We start from the raw sequence: 19,081 nt of genomic DNA, 5'->3' as shown, positions 1-19,081 counted from the left end.
TGGTCCGCAGTGGTTGCAAATGAATTTTCGTGTGGACTGAAATAAGGAGATAAGCATGGCTCTTTCTACGGAAAAGAAGCAAGAGATTCTGAAGGAATACGGAGTTCACGAGACTGATTCCGGTTCCCCAGAGGCCCAGGTTGCGTTGCTGACCCACCGCATCACCAACCTGACTGAGCACCTGAAGGATCACAAGCACGATCACCACTCCCGTCGCGGTCTGTTGCTGCTGGTTGGTCGTCGTCGTGGTCTGTTGAAGTACCTGCAGAGCAAGGACATCAACCGTTACCGTGATCTGATTTCTCGCCTGGGGCTGCGTCGTTAAGCAGTCTTAGCCGTTAAGCAGTAGTCAAGCAGCCGCTTGGTGACCTTGACTGCATGCTTATCGCCACCCTGTCCGGTTGTCCGGGCGGGGTGGTTTTGCAATTTTATATGGGTTTCGCATGCTAAGGTGGTCTTGGCTTAAAAATCTGCCAGGAATACCTCTTAGGAATTTCTCTTTTTGAAGCAAGATTTTCCTTAACGGACAAAGATTTAATGACGGCTACGATGATCGTCACGACGAACGAGCTCTCGTAAGAGCAAGGAGTTTGTATGAGCAGCACAAAAGCTGTGCAAAAATTTATTGATGAAGAAGTTGGAATCAATGGCGTAGAAGCCACGATCGACAACGGGGATTTTGGAACCCGCACCATCCGATTTGAAACTGGCCAGTTGGCCCGCCAGGCCGATGGATCTGTCACCACGTATTTGGATGATGACACGATGATCTTGTCGACGACCACCGCGTCGTCGAAACCCAAAGAGGGACTCAACTTTTTCCCACTAACCGTGGATGTGGAAGAACGTATGTATGCGGCTGGCCGTATTCCGGGCAGCTTTTTTCGGCGGGAAGGTCGCCCGTCCACCGAAGCAATTTTGGCGTGTCGTTTGATCGACCGCCCACTGCGCCCGACCTTTGTTCAAGGTCTGCGCAACGAAGTGCAAAACGTCAACACTGTGCTGTCGATAGCACCGGGCGAATACTACGACGTTCTCGCGATCAATGGTGCTTCTGCCGCGACGCAAATTTCTGGATTGCCGGTTTCTGGTGCCGTCGGTGCCGTTCGTATTGCTTTGCTGGCTGATGACGAGCACCCAGCAGGAGCTTGGGTTGCTTTCCCGAACCATCAGCAACACCAGGAAGCTCTTTTCGAGATGGTCGTGGCCGGGCGAATCGTGGAAAAGAAAGACGGCGGTCACAAGAAGGGCCGTCGCGGCTCGAAAGGCAACAAGTCGGCGGGCAGCGATGTTGCCATCATGATGGTCGAAGCAGGCGCTGGCGTGAACGTTGCGGACCGTGTGGCTGCGGGTGCACCGGCTCCCACCGAAGCCACCGTTACTGAGGGCTTGGAGGCCGCAAAGCCGTTTATTGCTGTGCTTTGTCAGGCACAGGCAGATTTGGCTGCCCAGGTTGCCAAAGAAACCTCGGAATTCCCGTTGTTCGTGGATTATTCCGATGAGGTTTACAACGAGGTTTCCAAGAAGGCACGTAAGAAACTGCACAAGCTTCTGTCAATCGGCGAGAAAAACGCCCGTGAGGAAGCCATTAATGATTATATCGCCGAGTGGGATGAGGATCTTGCCGACGATATCGAGGATGAGTATGACATCGACGATGATGATGCTCTGATCGAAATCCGGGCTGCCTACAATGCGCTGCAGAAAGAAATCGTTCGCGAAAAGATTTTGCGTGACGGTTACCGTGTGGATGGCCGCCGTACCACGGATATCCGTGATCTGGAAGTTGAAGTTGAGCTGATTCCGCGCGCACACGGGTCTGCATTGTTTGAACGTGGCGAAACCCAAATCCTGGGTGTAACCACGCTGAACATGCTGGAGATGGTGCAACGCGTTGATTCCCTGTCGCCGGGAGAGTCCAAGCGTTACATGCATCATTACAACTTCCCACCATTTTCGACTGGCGAAACTGGTCGTGTCGGGTCCCCGAAGCGTCGCGAGATCGGCCATGGTGCACTTGCAGAGCGCGCCGTCGCACCAGTGATTCCATCACGGGAAGAATTCCCTTACGCCATCCGTCAAGTCTCTGAAGCATTGGGTTCTAATGGCTCGACATCTATGGGGTCTGTGTGTGCTTCGACGTTGTCTCTGTACAATGCCGGCGTTCCACTGAAGGCACCGGTGGCAGGAATTGCCATGGGCCTGGTCTCTGGTGAGGTCGATGGTGAGGAACGGCACGTCACCTTGACCGATATCCTCGGTGTGGAAGACGCTTTCGGCGATATGGACTTTAAGGTGGCCGGTACTCCGGACTACATCACCGCACTGCAATTAGACACCAAGCTGGATGGTATTCCTTCTGACGTGTTAGCCCAGGCGCTGGAACAGGCTCGCGAGGCGCGTTTGACCATCTTGGATACGATGGCAGATGTTATCGATTCCCCAGATGAGATGGCAGAAACCGCACCACGCGTAGTGACGGTGACCATCCCAGCATCGAAGATCGGTGAATTGATCGGCCCGAAGGGCAAGACCATCAACGCCATCCATGATGAAACGGGTGCCGAAATTTCCATCGAAGATGATGGCACTGTCTATGTTTCGGCTGCTACCGGTGAGGAAGCCGATGCAGCTGTGGAAAAGATCAATGCTATTGCCAACCCACAGTTGCCGAAGGTGGGAGAGCGTTTCTTGGGCACTGTTGTCAAGACTGTAGCTTTTGGCGCCTTCATCTCGCTGATGCCAGGACGTGACGGTTTGATGCACATCTCGAAGATCGGTGGCAACCGCCGTATTGAGAAGGTGGAAGACGAAATCAACGTTGGCGACAAGGTCCAGGTTGAAATCGCTGATATCGACGATCGCGGCAAGATTTCGTTGGTGCCAGTCGAAGAAGACTAGTGGGTTTCCTGGAGATTTCCCCGAATTTTCTGGAGTTTTCCCACGGCGCATTCGCTAAGTGGTTGGCGGTAAACGTCAAGGGCACCCCAAGGCACGATACCTGAACTGGTTCTTCTGGCCTCGGGGTGTTTCGGCATGTTTGCCGTTATTTTTGAATATCGACCACGACTCGGGTGGGGTTTTCTAACCGCGTAATGGAATATGGGCGGGGTTTGTCCAAACCGATAACAAAGACTGACTGTGCCTCGAAGGCCCCGGCGAGTTTCACTTCGGTCACGGACCCAGCGCCAGGAAATTGGGCGTTTAAATCAATCCACTTTGCCTGTTTCTCGGGATCAATCGGGGCGGGGGTGCCCTCGATAGCGACATTCAGAGCGATATTTCCCGCGTATTCGACGGGAAAACCGGATCCTGGCTGTGCTGGCTCTTCGGTCAAGCGGGTAAACCAGCCCGGTTTTCCGGTGCCTTCGAACTCGAACACGACTCGGTCAAAGCCTTGGTGAGAGCCCACGCGGACATCTGTCGGACTCAAGTTTCCGTAGTCAGCCGGTAAATCCTGCCGGTCTTCCAACGACGGTGTGCCGAACATTTTCGCTCCGGCAGGTTGTGTCGAGGACTGGCCGCGTGCGGCGGTAGTGCGGGAAGAATCAGCCGCATCTTCGTCTTCGGGTTTTTCGACCGTGCTGGAGTGTTCGTCATTTGGAGTCGTCGAATCCGCTGCCTCAGATGGCTGCGGTGATGTAGAAGTCACGGTGCTGGTTGGGCGTTGTGCGGAATCATTCGAATCGCCAGCAGACGCACAAGCTGCAAGCACTAAACCGCCAGCGCTTATCGTAGCCACCAGGCTAATAAATTTCCGAGAAGTGTTCATATACCCAGTTTATCGGTTATTCCGAACGTATTCGGCGAAACTAGGCAACACTGTCGATACAATTAGGTAACGAGATAACTGGATAAACAGAAAAACCGTACATCCGCCCCGGTGTCGGGTCAGTGGGAAGCAAGTGAGGATCATTAATGACTATTAAAGTAGGCGTACTCGGAGCACACGGCCGCGTGGGCAGTGCAATCGTGGAGGCAGTTAACGCAGCCGATGATTTAGAGCTGGTTGCAGCACTAGACAGGGATGACAGCTTAGAGGCTTTGGTGGACAACCACGCCGAGGTCGTGGTTGATTTCACGCAGCCGGGCGTGGTCATGGGTAATCTACAATTTTGTTTGGCGCGGGGAATTCATTGTGTTGTGGGCACTACTGGGTTTGATCAGGACCGGCTGGAAGAAGTTGCACAATGGGCGCAAGCCGATGGTGCAGGCCACGTACTTATTGCCCCGAACTTCGCAATTTCTGCGATTTTGACTATGCACTTCGCCCGGCAGGCAGCGAAATACTTTGACACCGCTGAGGTCGTGGAATACCACCATCCGACGAAACTTGATGCGCCGTCAGGTACCGCCATTCATACTGCACAGGGGATCGCAGACGCACGTCGGCAGGCCACTATGCCAGACATGCCGGATGCGACGGAACAAGCGCTCGACGGAGCTCGCGGAGCCAATGTCGACGGGGTGCCAGTACACGCGGTGCGCACCCGGGGCATGGTGGCGCACGAAGAAGTGATTTTTGGCGCACAGGGCCAGTCGCTGACTATCCGTCAGGATTCTTATGACCGAACCTCGTTTGTCCCTGGTGTCTTCGTCGGTGTGCGTCAGATTAAAGACAATCCTGGCTTGACGGTTGGCCTCGATAAGTTCTTAGGTCTGAATTAATTCATGGCTACCGCCAAGAAACTGAAAGTTGATCTTCTCGCAGCTACGCAATTTTTTCCGCCCGCAGATCTCGACTCCGCATGGCAGGTCGATGAGACAGCGACGGCTGCTGAATCATTGGTGGAATTCGCTGGCAGGGCGTGTTACGAAACTTTTGACAAGCCCAACCCGCATACTGCAGCTAATGACGCTTATCTGCACCACATCATGGAGGTTGGCCACACGGCATTGCTGGAGCATGCTACCGCGACCATGTATATCCGCGGCATCTCGCGCTCGGTCACGCATGAACTCGTTCGGCACCGACATTTCTCGTTCAGCCAACTCTCCCAGAGATTTGTGCATTCCGGGGATGCAGAGTTTGTTATGCCTGATGCCGTCGTCGAGGACGAAGAATTATCTCGCCTAGTGGAACAGGCAGTCGATGATTCTCGGTTTGTGTACAATGAGTTACTTGCTGCGTTGGAAGATAAGCTTGCCGACGAGCCGAATGCATTGTTACGCAAAAAGCAAGCCCGACAGGCGGCGCGTGCGGTGCTTCCGAATGCCACCGAATCTCGCATCGTAGTGACTGGTAATTACCGCGCATGGCGCCACTTCATTGGCGCTCGGGCCAGTGAGCACGCCGATGTGGAGATTCGCAGGCTGGCTGTGGAATGCTTGCGCTTATTGCAGCAACAGGCCCCGTCGCTGTTTTCAGATTTCCACGTCAGTACGCTCTCCGATGGCACCCAAATGGCTGTGAGTCCTTATGCTTAACTGCGCAAAGGCGCGCCGGTTCTCGGTTGGACGTGGTTAACGGGTAACCTAGACCAGCATGAGCACAGGTTTGACAGTCAAGACTGGAGTCGAGACATTCGGCAGCGTCAGTGTTGCCATGGTGACCCCGTTCGATAAGGACGGCGCTGTGGACCTTGGCGCTGCGCGAAAACTAGCCGCTCATCTGGTGGATAATGGCTTGGATGCCCTCGTGGTTTCCGGTACCACTGGAGAGTCACCCACCACATCGGTGGAGGAGAAGCTTGCTCTCATCAAAGCTGTCAAAGACGAGGTCGGTGATCGTGCCAAGATCATGGCCGGCGTCGGCACGAATAATACGGCTACCACAATTGATCTCGCCCAGAAATCCGCGGCTGCGGGGGCAGATTCTCTCTTGGTTGTGACTCCGTATTACTCGAAGCCGAGCCAAGCAGGCCTTATCGCTCATTACACGGCAGTTGCGCAGGCTACGGACCTGCCCATCAGCTTGTATGACATCCCTGGACGCTCGGGCATTCCGGTCGAGTCGGAAACTATCGTTGAACTCGCCAAGCTGCCCACCATCCAAGCAGTGAAGGACGCAAAAGGTGATCTGCATGCTGCTTGCAATCTGATTCAAGAAACCGGCCTGGCATGGTATTCGGGTGATGACCCAGCAAACCTGCCGTGGTTGTCGGTTGGTGCAAGCGGGTTTATTTCCGTAATCGGACACGCTGCACCGAAAGCTTTGCGTGAGCTCTATGACGCATACGACACCGGAGATCTTGCGCGTGCGCGAGAGATCCACACAACTGTATTAACGCCGTTAATCCGAGCACAACATCGTTTGGGCGGCGCCAATTTTGCTAAAGCAGCCCTGCGTGAACAGGGCATTGACGTAGGCGAGCCGCGGTTGCCACTCGTTCCGTTAGACAACGAGCAGGTGGCTGGGCTGCGCCGTAATTTGGACCAAGCTGGAGTCTTATAGATGACTGAATCTCGCACTCGTTCCCGGAAAGTATCCCGTAAGGCGGGGCCGCCGGAGGACGCTGCAACTGTATCGCAATCTTTGTCGCAGAACAGCGGTTCTGCTGAAACTGCACCGAACCCGTCGTTTAAGCCACCAGAAAATACGCCAGAATCTGGTGGCTCGCAGTCTGCTGATTCTGGTAACCACAACCGGAACCACAAGAACTCGAACAAGTCCAAAAAACAGGACAAGTCGAATAACTCGGATAATAAAAAATCCGGGGGAGATAACTCTGCCGAAAACGCCTCTGGAAATAACAAAGACAACAAAGGCGGCGGCAACAATTCCGGTAAGGGACGCGGCCGCGGTTCTCGTGGGCGTTCGAACCGGGGGCGTGGCGGTAACAACAACCACGGTGGCGGCCAGGGCGGAAACAACCATGGCGGAAACAACCGTGGACGTCGCAACGTCCCGAAATCGATGCAAGGTGCTGATCTAACGAAGCGCTTGCCTGAGCCACCGCAGCAGCAAAAAGGTACGCTGCGTATGTATGCTCTGGGTGGTATCTCGGAGATCGGCCGTAACATGACCGTCTTCGAATATGACGGCAAATTGTTGATCATCGACTGCGGCGTGCTTTTCCCCTCGTCAGGAGAGCCAGGTGTGGACCTGATTCTGCCGGATTTCGGACCAATCGAGAAAAAAATTGACAAAGTTGAAGCATTGGTCGTGACCCACGCCCACGAGGATCATATCGGTGCTATCCCGTGGTTACTTAAGCTACGTCCGGACATTCCAATCGTCGCATCCAAATTCACCCTCGCGCTGATCGCGGCGAAGACGAAAGAACACCGCCAGAAACCAAAGCTGGTGGAAGTTAATGAAAAATCTGACGTGAATTACGGGCCGTTCCGGTGCCGGTTCTGGGCAGTTAACCACTCGATCCCAGATGCATTGGGCATCATGCTGAATACGCCTGCAGGATCGATCATTCATACCGGTGACATCAAGCTTGACCAGACGCCGTTGGATAACCGTCCAACGGACCTGCCAGCCTTGTCGCGGTACGGTGATGAAGGCGTCGACCTGATGCTGTGTGATTCTACGAATGCCACGGTTCCTGGGGTATCGGCTACTGAGGCTGATATTGCGCCGACACTGAAACGCATCGTGCAGTCTGCAAAAAACCGGGTGATCGTTGCATCATTTGCCTCGAACGTGTACCGTGTTCAGGCGGCCATTGACGCCGCTGTTTCTTCGCATCGTAAGGTTGCGTTCAACGGACGTTCGATGCTGCGAAACATGGAAATTGCCGAAAAGATGGGGTACCTCCGCGTACCAAAGGGCACCATCATTCCGATTGAGGAAGCCTCGAAGATGGCTCCGCACAAGACCATGTTGATTACCACCGGTACCCAGGGAGAACCGATGGCTGCGCTGTCACGGATGGCCCGCCGTGAGCATCGGCAGATTACGGTGCGTGCAGGAGATCTGATTATTCTGTCGTCGTCACTGATCCCGGGTAACGAAGAAGCAGTTTTCGGTGTGATCAATATGCTGTCACAAATCGGCGCGGAATTGATCACCAGCGCTGATGCCAAGGTGCACTCGTCAGGCCATGGTTATGCTGGTGAACTTTTGTTCCTGTATAACGCCGCGCGTCCGAAGAATGCCTGGCCGGTTCACGGTGAGTGGCGCCATCTTCGCGCAAACAAGGAGCTAGCGATCTCCACCGGCGTGCCGCGTGAGCGTGTTATGCTCGCACAAAATGGCGTGGTTATTGACATGGCGAACGGCAAAGCCGAAGTAGTGGGCCAGAAGACCGTTGGTAACCTCTACGTCGACGGCGTGAACATGGGCAACGTGGATGCCGACACCCTCGCTGATCGCACCAGCCTTGGGGCTGGCGGTGTGGTGTCAATTACCTGTGTGGTCGACAACCGCACCTCACAGTTGCTGGAGCGGCCACGCGTTGAAACCACAGGCTTTGCAGAAGACGACCGTGCGCTTATTCCACAGGTAGTCGAACTTGTGGATAACACCATGAATGATCTGGCCGCCGAGGGCGAAAACGATACCTACCGCATGGTGCAGAAGCTTCGCCGTAAGGTCTCCCGTTTCATTGAGCAGAACTGGAAGCGTGAGCCAGTGATTCTGCCGACCGTCGTCCCAATGGCCTCGGAGATCGAGATCGTGGATGATGAGGAAGTTGATAACTCACGTGAATCTATCTAAGTCTCTGGCTTTTTAGCCTGTGTAGATAGTTCAGAAAGACATGTCCCTGGGGGTAACCTGGGGACATGTCTTTTTCTGATTCTGAGCGCCAGCTATTGGCCGACCTTCTCCTCGAAGTCGGTCCACAAGCACCTACCTTGTGCTCTGGGTGGACGACTACCGATTTGGCTGCGCATTTATGGGTTCGTGAACACCGCCCAGATGCTGCTGCGGGGATGGTGATTTCGCCGTTGAAAAATCACCTTGTGAGGGTGCAGAATAAGGTGAAAAAGCAGGACTATGCACAGTTGGTACAACACTGGCGCGCTGGACCGCCGAAATTTTCACCGCTCCGGCTTGCTGATCGCACGATGAATGCAGCTGAGCATTTCGTGCACCATGAAGATGTTCGTCGTGCCCGCCAGTCGTGGAGCCCACGTGTACTTGAACCAGCAGCGACTGCTGCTTTATCCAAGTCATTGCCGTTGCTGGCGAAGGTGCTACTTCGGCATTCGGAGTTACCGGTCATATTGGGTCCAACAAGCTTAGCTCCCCTGGCCATCGGTGGTGCGCGGGGAGTGGTTGACCAAGGTGATGCTGTCGCCCGCGTGTCCGGTGATATCGGGGAGCTCGTGTTGTGGGTCTTTGGTAGGGACTCTGTTGATGTTGAGATGAGTGGAGATACTGCGAAAATTGTTCGGTCTAGTTTATAGACTTGACTTACAGGTATGTAAGTCAATTCGTGGAAATGGTGTGGCGCTTGGGAAAATTGAGCATTGAGGTATTAGGGTATGGGTCATGTCTGTAAAATCCACCAGCCCACGCAATACTCGAGGTGGTAGTGAGCGCAAGAAATTCCGTTCTGATTCCACCCGCCCGGCGGCGCGCAGCCGCACCAGCCGTACGGAGGCTAAGGCGAGCGGTAGCGCTGCGTCGACACGAGCTGCTGGTAAGTCTACGCAGGGCTCGGTGACAAAGGTGGAATCCACACATCCTGAAACGGCAGTATTTGGTTCTTCTCATCGCGCTGCGAACACCTCGCACGAGCGTACGGGGAGCGCATTTCGGGCAGTCGGATCAGGGATTGGGTCGATTTTTTCTAAAACAGCTGAAGCGCTGACGAAGTTTGGCAATATTGGGCAATCCGATGAAGAATACGACGAGTATGCCGAGTACGACAAAAAAGTCGTAGCGAACGAAGATGGCCACGGAAAACTTGATGAGGACCTCTATTCTGCGGGTGCTCCTGATAGTTCCGTAAAGCCGAATAAAAACCCGAAGAAAATAGAATCTTCGGTTTGCCCGAACCTCGAGTCGCCAGAGACTGATGAATTCGGCGATGAGGTATCGACAGCGCAGAAGGCTGCCAGTGGCCCGTCGTCACGCTCCGATGCGATCGCGTTGGTCTTAATTGGTATCGCCATAGTGTTGGGGGCCTCGGTTTGGCTTGATATCGCTGGATTCATCGGGCGTGGCATCGCGACGGCTACCCATGCAGTATTGGGCGCTGGCGCTTTTGTGATTCCCGTGGCTTTGGTAGTCGCGGCGGCTGCCCTGTTTTCTGGAAAGCGAGTGGCATTAGAAAATCGCGTGCGCGTCAGCGTCGGTACCGGTTTGATTGTGGTGTCGATGCTGGGGTTAATTCACCTCTTTTCTGGTGCGCCAGATTCCTGGGCGGAACGATTTGTCGGCGGTGGTGCACTTGGGGCCTGGACAGGTGGTGCCTTAGCCGCCGGATTTAGTTCATATGTAGCGGTGCCTTTACTGTTTTTGGTGATTATTTACGGAGCCTTGAAAGTCACCGGGATCACCGTCAAAGAATTGGTTGAGTACCTTCGCGAGGCAGTTTCTGGCAAAGCTGGCGATACAGAAGCATGTGATGAGGGTTCCGTAGAGCTAGATGATGCCTATGGCCATGTTGATGAAGACATCGATGCCATTGTTTCCGGAGGGCCTCGGCCGCGTCGTCGTGCACCATTGCGTGCGACACCTGTCGTGCGACCAGATCGTTCTGCGGGCCGAAGGACAGTACCCGTGGATGCTGCGCGCGCTCTTGCACCAGCCAACCAGCAACCAAGCACTGCTGGGCACAAGGCGCGTACCGATTCGGCGTTGGATAACCGGCGGGGAGAACAGACTGAGGTATTGCGAAATACTGGCGTACCCGCACGCAGCGAGTCATCCTCGGCGGCTAGTGCGGGAGCACGGCGTGCACCGTCAGTGAGTGATACCGACGAGATTCCAGTAGTACTCGAATCCTCGCGTGCCGGTTCGGATAACTCTTCTACCAGCGTTGGTTCGGAACAAACTGAGGTGCTTTCAACAGAATCTCGCGATGCTGTGGCCCAAGCGCAGGATAGTTTGCACCAACAGAAAAAGCCGGTACCGCAGACAAAGGCTTCGCACGCTCCGCACACCGCACAGACAGTGCCAGAGGGCGTGGACGCGGATCCGGCAGACGGAGCAGAGTTGAATTCGGAAGCGGCGATTGAGCCGGTTGAATATGCGATTCCATCACCGGGATTATTGGAGCCTGGGCGTGCACCGAAGACGCGCACCGAAACTAATGATCGCACTATTGAAGCCATCGATGCCTGTTTTGCAGAGTTCAAGGTGGATGCAGAAGTTACTGGTTTCACTCGTGGCCCGACAGTGACTCGGTATATCGTTGAGCTGGGGCCAGGTGTGAAAGTCAGCAAGATTACTAACTTGCAGTCGAACCTGGCTTACGCGGTAGCGACAGGAAACGTGCGTATTTTGGCGCCAATTCCGGGTAAATCGGCAGTTGGTATCGAGGTGCCAAATTCTGATCGTGAGATCGTGCGGTTGCGCGATGTTCTGGAATCTGAGGTTATCGCTGGCGACGAGGATCCAACGCTGGTTGGATTGGGTAAAGATATCGAAGGCGAATTTATCTCGTCGTCTATTCAGAAGATGCCACACTTACTCGTTGCCGGTTCGACGGGTTCTGGTAAATCGGCATTCGTTAACTCCATGCTGGTCTCGCTGCTCACACGTGCGACCCCGGATGATGTGCGCTTGATTTTGGTGGATCCAAAAATGGTGGAATTGACTCCCTATGAGGGTATTCCACACCTGATCACGCCAATTATCACCCAACCAAAGAAGGCAGCGGCCGCATTGCAGTGGTTGGTGGAGGAAATGGAGCAACGTTACCAGGACATGCGGTCGGCGCGAGTCCGCCACATCAAAGACTTCAACCACAAGGTCCGTACCGGTCAGGTGCAGGCACCTGCGGGCTCTGAGCGTGTGATGGAACCCTATCCATTCATTGTGTGTGTCGTTGATGAGTTGGCAGATCTGATGATGACAGCACCGAAAGAGATTGAAGAATCGATCGTGCGCATCACACAAAAAGCGCGCGCGGCGGGTATCCACCTGGTATTGGCCACCCAGCGCCCGTCGGTCGATGTCGTGACCGGTCTGATCAAAACTAACGTGCCATCGCGTTTGGCATTTGCGACGTCGTCGTCGACGGACTCGCGCGTGATTTTGGACCAGACCGGTGCCGAACAACTGATTGGTATGGGTGATGGCCTGTTCATTCCGCAGGGTGGACGTCCAGTGCGCATGCAGGGTGCCTTTGTATCCGATGACGAGGTCTACGCCGTGGTAGAAGCGGCTAAGGCGCAAGGGGAGCCAGACTATACCGAGGGCGTGACCGAGGATAAACAAGCTGAGGCGAAGAAGGCGATTGACGACGATATCGGCAAAGACATGGATGACTTGCTGGAAGCCGTCGAGTTGGTTGTGACCTCCGGACTGGGATCCACGTCGATGCTGCAGAGGAAGTTGCGTATCGGTTTCGCCAAAGCTGGTCGTTTGATGGATTTGATGGAAACTCGTGGAATCGTCGGCCCTTCAGAAGGCTCTAAAGCACGCGAAGTGTTGACCAAACCAGAAGAGCTGGATACGACCATTTGGATGATCAAAGGTGCGGATCCAGCTGAGGCTCCGAAGGAAGTGCAAGAACAGGAGGCTCACCTTGGTGAGACTGCCGAGGATGACTCATCAAATGGTACAGGAGCGCGACAAGTATCTAAGGCTTCCTATAATCCCACCTCATCGGCGTTTTAAAGCGTGGTTATCGGGGTTCGCTTTGGAGTGCGCTAAACTGTAGAGCAGTTCATGGAGGGGAGTATCCTCAACGCGACAGTAATCGTCAACACGGTGGCAGCGTCTTTGCTGGCACCCGGTTCTGTCGGCCCACCCCACGTGGCAAGGGAGAACGCGAAAGAGTTTGGGCTCTTTGCGCAGCAATGGCGGCAACAGCTATTGCCTCGGAATACGTGATTGTTCCTGAGTTGTCCGTGTGCGGGTTGTGGGCAGGAGAGACCTCTGGTCCATCTACATGCTGACCGGAGGTCGTGGTGGGAGTACCACTCGTTGTTTGGCTGATTACTATCGCAGCCATTGCTGGGTTTTTCATATTTGATTTCTATACTCACGTTCGCACACCGCATGCGCCCACGCTGAAAGAGGCCGGTTTCTGGTCAGCGTTTTATATCGGGATCGCCTTATTGTTCGGTGTCGTCGTGTGGTTTGGATGGGACGCGCGGCACGGCATTGAATATTTCACTGGTTATGTGACCGAAAAGGCGTTGTCGATTGACAACCTCTTTGTGTTTGCCTTGATTATCGGGGCATTTCAGGTGCCGAGACAATACCAGCAGAAGGTATTGCTGATCGGCATTATTCTGGCCCTCATTTTCCGCTTGATCTTTATCCTTGCGGGTTCAGCGCTTATCTCTGCCTGGTCAGATATTTTTTATGTATTTGCGATCTTTTTGCTGTACATCGCCATCAGGTTGGTGATCGATGAGTTCCGTGACAAACCGGAGACTCATCCAAATGACATGCTGGTCATCACAATGATCCGTAAGGTCATGCCGGTCACGAAGGATTACCAGGGCGATAATTTGGTCGTGCGTAACGCAGGAAAACTGGCGGTCACTCCACTGCTGGTCGCACTTCTGGCCATCGGTTTCGTGGATGTCATGTTTGCATTCGACTCGATCCCGGCAATTTACGGAATCACCACCGAGGCTTATCTGGTATTCGCGGCGAATGCTTTTTCCCTCATGGGCTTGCGGCAATTGTATTTCTTGCTTGATGGTTTACTGGATCGCTTGATTTACTTGGCATACGGTTTGGGTGTGATCTTGGGATTCATCGGTATCAAACTACTGCTGCATGCGCTGCACGAAAATAATCTGCCGTTTATCAATGGTGGAGAAAACTTGTCAGTGCCAGAGATTTCCACAATTGGCTCGCTAATCTTTATTGTCTTGACACTGGTAGTGACGGTGGTTGCCTCGGTGATCAAATCTCGTCGGGATGTCGCACAAGGTGCAATTGATACCCGCACACATCGACCGGGGGTCTAGGCAAAAGGTGAATCGGAACGGGGTAGGATCAGGTGTGTGAGTACCCCAGCTGCGAAGCCGTCTAACCTAAATCTCCCAAACGTTCTCACGAGTTTGCGGATCGCCTTTATCCCGGTCTTTGTGTGGCTCGTTCTAGCGGGCGGGGGCACCGAAATTGGCTGGATGTGGGCGGCGTTCTTGGTTTTTGCCGCGCTCATGATTACCGATAAGCTCGATGGCGATATCGCGCGAGCACGCGGATTGGTCACAAATTTCGGCAAGATTGCCGACCCGATTGCCGACAAAGCACTGATGACTTCTGCTTTGGTGAGCTTGAATATTATCGGTGAGCTTTCGGTGTGGATAACGGTCGTCATTTTAATTCGTGAATTCGGAATCACCGTCTGGCGCTTTGCGCTTTTGCGTCGTGGAAAAGTAGTCCCAGCTAGCCAAGGCGGCAAGCTAAAAACCGCGCTGCAAGCGCTCGCTGTCGCGTTCTACCTATGTCCACTGCCAAGCTGGATGGACGTGCCGACGCTATTGGTCATGCTGGCTGCCGTCGTGGTGACTGTATGGACCGGCTTTGCCTATCTGCGTGATTCGCAGCGGGAGAATTAAATCATGCCTGCATTTCGGAGTGCATACACTGGGGACTGCCGTGATAATGCCTGCGACGATGCGCGAGATGGTGATGCCCGCGCAGTGTTAAAGCTGTTGGAATCCCGAAGCCAAACCCTGGCGACGTGTGAATCCTTGACGGCAGGTGGATTGGCAGCGCGCCTTGCAGATGTACCCGGGGCATCTGCGGTTTTACAAGGAGGGCTAGTTACCTATTCTGCCGAGCTCAAGGTGTTGCTGGCCGGCGTTGATCGTGATCTGATTACGCGCTACGGGGTAATATCTGCCGAGTGCGCGCAAGCGATGGCTGGGGGTGCCCGCAAGGCATGCAGGAGTGATTGGGCAGTATCTCTTACTGGTGTGGCAGGGCCTGGTCCGGCTGAAGGGCATCCTGCTGGCGATGTCTACATTGCGATCGCGGGGCCGACCTCTACATCGTCATCAGTGCAGTTGCACCAATGGCCGAATCTCACGCGCGGACAGGTGCGTGAAAACTCAGTTGAAGCTGCGTTGCGACTACTGCTATCTGCGCTTTCCAAGGCCTAGTCGATTGCTATTTAAGGGAATTATTGGATCGGCGTGATAGGTCGCTAGTATGTTCGGCTAGCTATGAAATTTTGAGTCTTAATGTTTAAAGCCGTTGTATACTAGCCGGTGTTCCCACCCCATTAGGTGGGAACAAAATATGAACTCGAATCGTTGGAATAAGTGATGGCAACTCAATCAGTAGTACTTGATACTCCGATTATCACCGGAGAAACCACCGCATATCACGAGCGTTTGGCTAAGCCAGAGCCCCTGTTGCGGCAGGCTTTAGGCTTAGCGCTGCGTGCCTTCCGCGCTGATAAAGGGGTTACGTTGCGTGAGCTGGCGAAAGCGGCACGGGTTTCACCTGGTTATATTTCCGAGCTTGAGCGTGGGCGCAAAGAAGTTTCTTCGGAACTTCTTGCGTCAGTCTGCCACGCTTTGAATGCAACCGTGGCTGACGTTCTCATTGAAGCTGCCGGAAATATGGCAATGACTTCCGTCGATCAAGAGTTGGCGCAAACCTCACCTGCCGCCGCGGAGCCTGCTTCGCAGTCTTAGGTTTACTGCTTTCGGCGAGCACTTCATGGAAAATTGATTCGCAGTTCATCTCGGGCCGCGGTGGCTTTACACCGACAACCACAATTTGACCTAGATACGCACACAGGAAGGTGCTTGATTTAGCATGGCTAATCCTTTTAGTAAGGCATGGAATTATTTCATGGCTCTGTTCGATTCGAAGATTGACGAACACGCAGACCCGAAGGTCCAGATCGAGCAAGCGATTAGCGATGCGAAGCGGCAACATCAGGAGCTGTCGCAACAGGCGGCCGCAGTGATCGGTAATCAACGCCAGTTAGAGATGCAGTTGAACCGCAGGCTTAATGAGGTAGAAAAGCTGCAGTCGAATACGAAGCAAGCGTTGGAATTGTCGGACAAAGCCCGCAGTGAAGGTGACGAGCGAAAGGCTATTGAATACGAAAACGCTGCAGAAGCTTTTGCTGCACAGTTGGTGACTGCGGAGCAATCTGTAGAAGAAACCAAGCAAATGCACGATCAAGCACTGAAACAGGCCGACCAGGCTAAGCAGGCTGTAGAGCGCAATAATATGCAGCTGCAAGAAAAGGTACAGCAGCGGTCCAAGTTGCTGAGCCAGCTGGAGCAGGCCAAGATGCAGGAAAAGGTTTCAGAGTCGATCAACTCCATGAACAACCTCACCAATGATTCCTCACCATCGCTTGATAGTGTTCGCGACAAGATTGAACAACGCTATTCGCGCGCATTGGGCCAGGCTGAACTTGCGGAAAACTCCGTCCACAACCGCATGCACGAGGTAAAGCAGGCCGGCATCCAGATGGCTGGTCATTCGCGGCTTGAGCAAATCCGGGCCGAGATGGGTGGGTCAGGTTCTGCGCAGAAGTCGATGTCGCAAGGTCAGTCAGGTGCACCGAAGCAGGTGACGTCTGGTCAACAAGGTGGTGCCCAGGCAGATCAGCAAGCTCAGCCGCAAGTTTCGGAAGATGAAATTGCTAAACGCATGCGGGAACTTCGTGGGGAATAGCAACTACGATTGCATAAGATCCCGAGTATAAGGCGGTGTTGCTATGCGACTAACTGAATTCAGCCGACTATTGCACGATGAATTTGGGGAAACCCAGGCGAAATGGATTGCTCATTCACACGTGTTGACCGGGCGTGAGGCCACCGCCGACGAGCTTATCGAAGCAGGAGTTGATCCCGCAGAGATTTGGGATGGGATCATGGAAGATTTTCGTATCCCAGAAGAACGGCGCTTGGGTAAGGACAACCCTGGCTGGTAATTGGCCTGAAAGCCATCGAGTTCGAAGAACAAACACTATAGAGGCGGAAAACCAGTACATGTGGCCCGTGCAAACTCTATAAAAACTAGATGCGCGGAACCTTTTGAGGTTTTGTGGCGTCTAATGTAGCACGAGCGGTACTCGACGTTCTGCTCGTAGCAGATTAAGTGTTTCCTAGAGGATGCGAATGTACGATTGCCTGCACCATATACATGCGTAACCACCAGGAATCACAGTGAACACGGGAAAATGAACAAGGAAAACAATAACTATGGCAACGAAGAAAAAAACTAGCGCTAAGAAAACGGAAAATGCAGGAGCAGATCGCCAAAAGGCACTCGATGCTGCAATGGCGATGATTGAAAAGGATTACGGCAAAGGCGCTGTCATGCGTCTGGGAGACGACGATCGTCCTCCAATTCAAGCTATTTCTTCGGGAAATACTGCAATCGACGTTGCCTTGGGCATTGGTGGCTTCCCGCGTGGGCGCGTTGTGGAAATCTACGGTCCGGAATCATCGGGTAAAACGACTGTGACCCTGCACGCTATTGCCGAGGCACAGAAGGCAGGTGGCATTGCTGCGTTTATTGACGCTGAGCACGCTCTTGATCCAGAATATGCTCGTTTGCTGGGCGTCGACACCGATAACCTGTTAGTTTCGCAACCAGATACTGGCGAGCAAGCGCTGGAAATTGCCGATATGCTTGTGCGATCGGGCGCCATTGACATCATTGTGGTGGACTCAGTGGCAGCGCTAACTCCCAAGGCTGAAATCGAAGGCGAGATGGGTGATTCCCATGTTGGTTTGCAAGCTCGTCTGATGTCGCAGGCACTACGAAAGATGACCGGTGCGTTGTACAATTCTGGTACGACTGCAATCTTTATTAACCAGTTGCGCGAAAAGATTGGCGTCATGTTCGGTTCGCCAGAAACCACTACCGGTGGTAAAGCCCTGAAGTTTTATTCGTCAGTGCGCTGTGATATCCGCCGTATTCAGACGCTCAAGGACGGACAAGACTCCATCGGAAACCGTACCAAGCTCAAGGTTGTGAAGAACAAGGTGTCGCCACCATTTAAGGTCGCCGAATTCGACATTATGTACGGCGAAGGTATCTCTCGTGAGTCCTCGATCATTGATCTGTCTGTAGAAAACAACATTGTTAAGAAATCCGGCTCCTGGTTCACCTACGAAGGCGAGCAACTTGGGCAGGGCAAAGAAAAGGTCCGTCAGTTCCTCAAGTCCAACCCGGAGCTGAGTGACGAGCTGGAGCAAAAGATTTTCCAAAAACTAGGAATTGGAAAATATGCTGCTAAGAACAGTGGCGAGGAGAGCCTGGACGTTCCGGGTTCTGATGCGCCATTGCGCGAACAAACAGGCGCAGACAGCGACGCACCTGATTTTGATGACTCCGAAGAATAAACAGCCTGTGGATCAGCCAGCTGGTGATCCGCAGCCCAGCTCGGAGAAAATCGCTCGCCTGCGCGATGCAATTGCGCAACACACGACCGATAATTCTGATGGCTCGTCAATCATTGATTACGAGCTAGAAGAACAAAAAGCTCCTGTGCGTAAAAAAGCACTTGGCTTGCTTAATTACCGCGCACGATCCGTACACGAGTTGCGCGGTAAGCTTCTCGATGCAGAATTCGAAGCCAAAGTTATCGACGAGGTGATAGCGGATTTAGAGAGCGCGGATTTGCTTGATGATGAGAAATTTGCGCATGAGTGGGTTTATCAGCGGCACAATCGTCGTGGGAAAACCAGGCTGGTGCTTGATCATGAGTTAGCGGACAAAGGTATTTCGCCGGTCATCCGTGCGCAGGCGCTAGACCAGATTGACGATGACGATGAAGCTGAACTTGCCCAAGCTCTGGCAACGAAAAAAGCGAAGAAAGTCAAGCGTATTAACGACCGGGCGGGATATGACAAAGAGCTTCGAAAAATTGTTGGTGTGCTAGCCCGGCGAGGATTTGGCCAGGGAATGGCTTTACGATACGCCAGACAGGCACTCGATGAACGCTGTGATGAGCTAGAGATGGATACTCGCTAGCACAACAGGCACTGTCCGTGGTGATGGCCAGTAGCAAAGTGATAGTCCGCCTTGCTGCTGGCCATTGCGCTTATCTCATGTGTTACCCAC

Annotated in this window: 17 protein-coding genes; 16 read left to right on the top strand and 1 reads right to left on the bottom strand. The window is 53.6% G+C overall.

Annotation, left to right across the window (positions count from 1 at the left end; translation table 11 throughout):
• Positions 1-55: 55 nt before the first annotated feature.
• Both rpsO and QP888_RS00820 read left to right on the top strand, forming a co-directional pair.
• Complete coding sequence (gene rpsO, locus QP888_RS00825) at positions 56-325, top strand: 30S ribosomal protein S15 (RefSeq protein ID WP_018119737.1); 270 nt, start codon at positions 56-58, stop codon at positions 323-325.
• A gap of 269 nt (positions 326-594) precedes the next feature.
• On the top strand, positions 595-2,901 hold the full coding sequence (locus tag QP888_RS00820; RefSeq protein ID WP_284811489.1) for a polyribonucleotide nucleotidyltransferase: 2,307 nt from the start codon (positions 595-597) through the stop codon (positions 2,899-2,901).
• 145 nt (positions 2,902-3,046) lie between these two features.
• Here QP888_RS00820 and QP888_RS00815 read toward each other — a convergent pair whose 3' ends face one another.
• The gene (locus tag QP888_RS00815) at positions 3,047-3,772 is read right to left on the bottom strand and encodes an AMIN-like domain-containing (lipo)protein (RefSeq protein ID WP_284811488.1); all 726 of its coding nucleotides are present in this window, start codon (positions 3,770-3,772) and stop codon (positions 3,047-3,049) included.
• A gap of 146 nt (positions 3,773-3,918) precedes the next feature.
• On the opposite strand from QP888_RS00815, the gene dapB reads away from it, so the two are divergent.
• The 14 genes from dapB (at position 3,919) to QP888_RS00745 (ending at position 18,991) form a co-directional block, all read left to right on the top strand.
• Positions 3,919-4,668 carry a 4-hydroxy-tetrahydrodipicolinate reductase gene (dapB, locus tag QP888_RS00810; protein WP_284811486.1) on the top strand — a complete coding sequence of 250 codons (750 nt, stop codon included), beginning with the start codon at positions 3,919-3,921 and terminating at the stop codon, positions 4,666-4,668.
• A gap of 3 nt (positions 4,669-4,671) precedes the next feature.
• Complete coding sequence (thyX, locus tag QP888_RS00805) at positions 4,672-5,427, top strand: FAD-dependent thymidylate synthase (protein WP_284811484.1); 756 nt, start codon at positions 4,672-4,674, stop codon at positions 5,425-5,427.
• Positions 5,428-5,485: 58 nt separating this feature from the next.
• Positions 5,486-6,394 carry a 4-hydroxy-tetrahydrodipicolinate synthase gene (gene dapA / locus QP888_RS00800; RefSeq protein WP_284811482.1) on the top strand — a complete coding sequence of 303 codons (909 nt, stop codon included), beginning with the start codon at positions 5,486-5,488 and terminating at the stop codon, positions 6,392-6,394.
• On the top strand, positions 6,395-8,611 hold the full coding sequence (locus QP888_RS00795; protein WP_284811480.1) for an RNase J family beta-CASP ribonuclease: 2,217 nt from the start codon (positions 6,395-6,397) through the stop codon (positions 8,609-8,611).
• Between the two features lie 65 nt (positions 8,612-8,676).
• A complete protein-coding gene (locus QP888_RS00790) occupies positions 8,677-9,303 on the top strand; it encodes a TIGR03085 family metal-binding protein (RefSeq protein ID WP_284811479.1) in 627 nt (208 codons plus the stop codon).
• 85 nt (positions 9,304-9,388) lie between these two features.
• Positions 9,389-12,688: an FtsK/SpoIIIE family DNA translocase gene (locus tag QP888_RS00785; RefSeq protein WP_284811477.1), complete on the top strand. Its 3,300-nt coding sequence runs from the start codon at positions 9,389-9,391 to the stop codon at positions 12,686-12,688.
• Between the two features lie 293 nt (positions 12,689-12,981).
• Positions 12,982-13,998, top strand: a complete 1,017-nt coding sequence (locus QP888_RS00780; RefSeq protein WP_284811834.1) for a TerC/Alx family metal homeostasis membrane protein — start codon at positions 12,982-12,984, stop codon at positions 13,996-13,998.
• A gap of 36 nt (positions 13,999-14,034) precedes the next feature.
• Entirely contained in the window at positions 14,035-14,595 is a 561-nt protein-coding gene (gene pgsA, locus QP888_RS00775) for a CDP-diacylglycerol--glycerol-3-phosphate 3-phosphatidyltransferase (protein WP_284811475.1), read from the top strand.
• A gap of 3 nt (positions 14,596-14,598) precedes the next feature.
• Positions 14,599-15,141: a CinA family protein gene (locus QP888_RS00770; RefSeq protein ID WP_284811473.1), complete on the top strand. Its 543-nt coding sequence runs from the start codon at positions 14,599-14,601 to the stop codon at positions 15,139-15,141.
• A 165-nt stretch (positions 15,142-15,306) separates the two neighbouring features.
• The gene (locus QP888_RS00765) at positions 15,307-15,681 is read left to right on the top strand and encodes a helix-turn-helix domain-containing protein (protein WP_018119725.1); all 375 of its coding nucleotides are present in this window, start codon (positions 15,307-15,309) and stop codon (positions 15,679-15,681) included.
• A 124-nt stretch (positions 15,682-15,805) separates the two neighbouring features.
• The gene (locus tag QP888_RS00760) at positions 15,806-16,681 is read left to right on the top strand and encodes a PspA/IM30 family protein (RefSeq protein WP_284811471.1); all 876 of its coding nucleotides are present in this window, start codon (positions 15,806-15,808) and stop codon (positions 16,679-16,681) included.
• A gap of 43 nt (positions 16,682-16,724) precedes the next feature.
• Positions 16,725-16,940 (top strand): DUF3046 domain-containing protein, encoded by a 216-nt coding sequence (locus tag QP888_RS00755; protein WP_284811469.1) that lies wholly within the window; start codon positions 16,725-16,727, stop codon positions 16,938-16,940.
• Between the two features lie 271 nt (positions 16,941-17,211).
• Entirely contained in the window at positions 17,212-18,360 is a 1,149-nt protein-coding gene (gene recA, locus QP888_RS00750) for a recombinase RecA (RefSeq protein WP_284811467.1), read from the top strand.
• Entirely contained in the window at positions 18,344-18,991 is a 648-nt protein-coding gene (locus QP888_RS00745) for a regulatory protein RecX (protein WP_284811465.1), read from the top strand. Before recA ends, QP888_RS00745 begins: the two co-directional genes overlap by 17 nt.
• Positions 18,992-19,081: the final 90 nt, after the last annotated feature.

The organism is Corynebacterium sp. MSK297, assembly GCF_030232885.1.
In the GTDB taxonomy this organism is placed as follows: domain Bacteria; phylum Actinomycetota; class Actinomycetes; order Mycobacteriales; family Mycobacteriaceae; genus Corynebacterium.
This window is presented reverse-complemented; position numbering and strand designations above follow the sequence as displayed.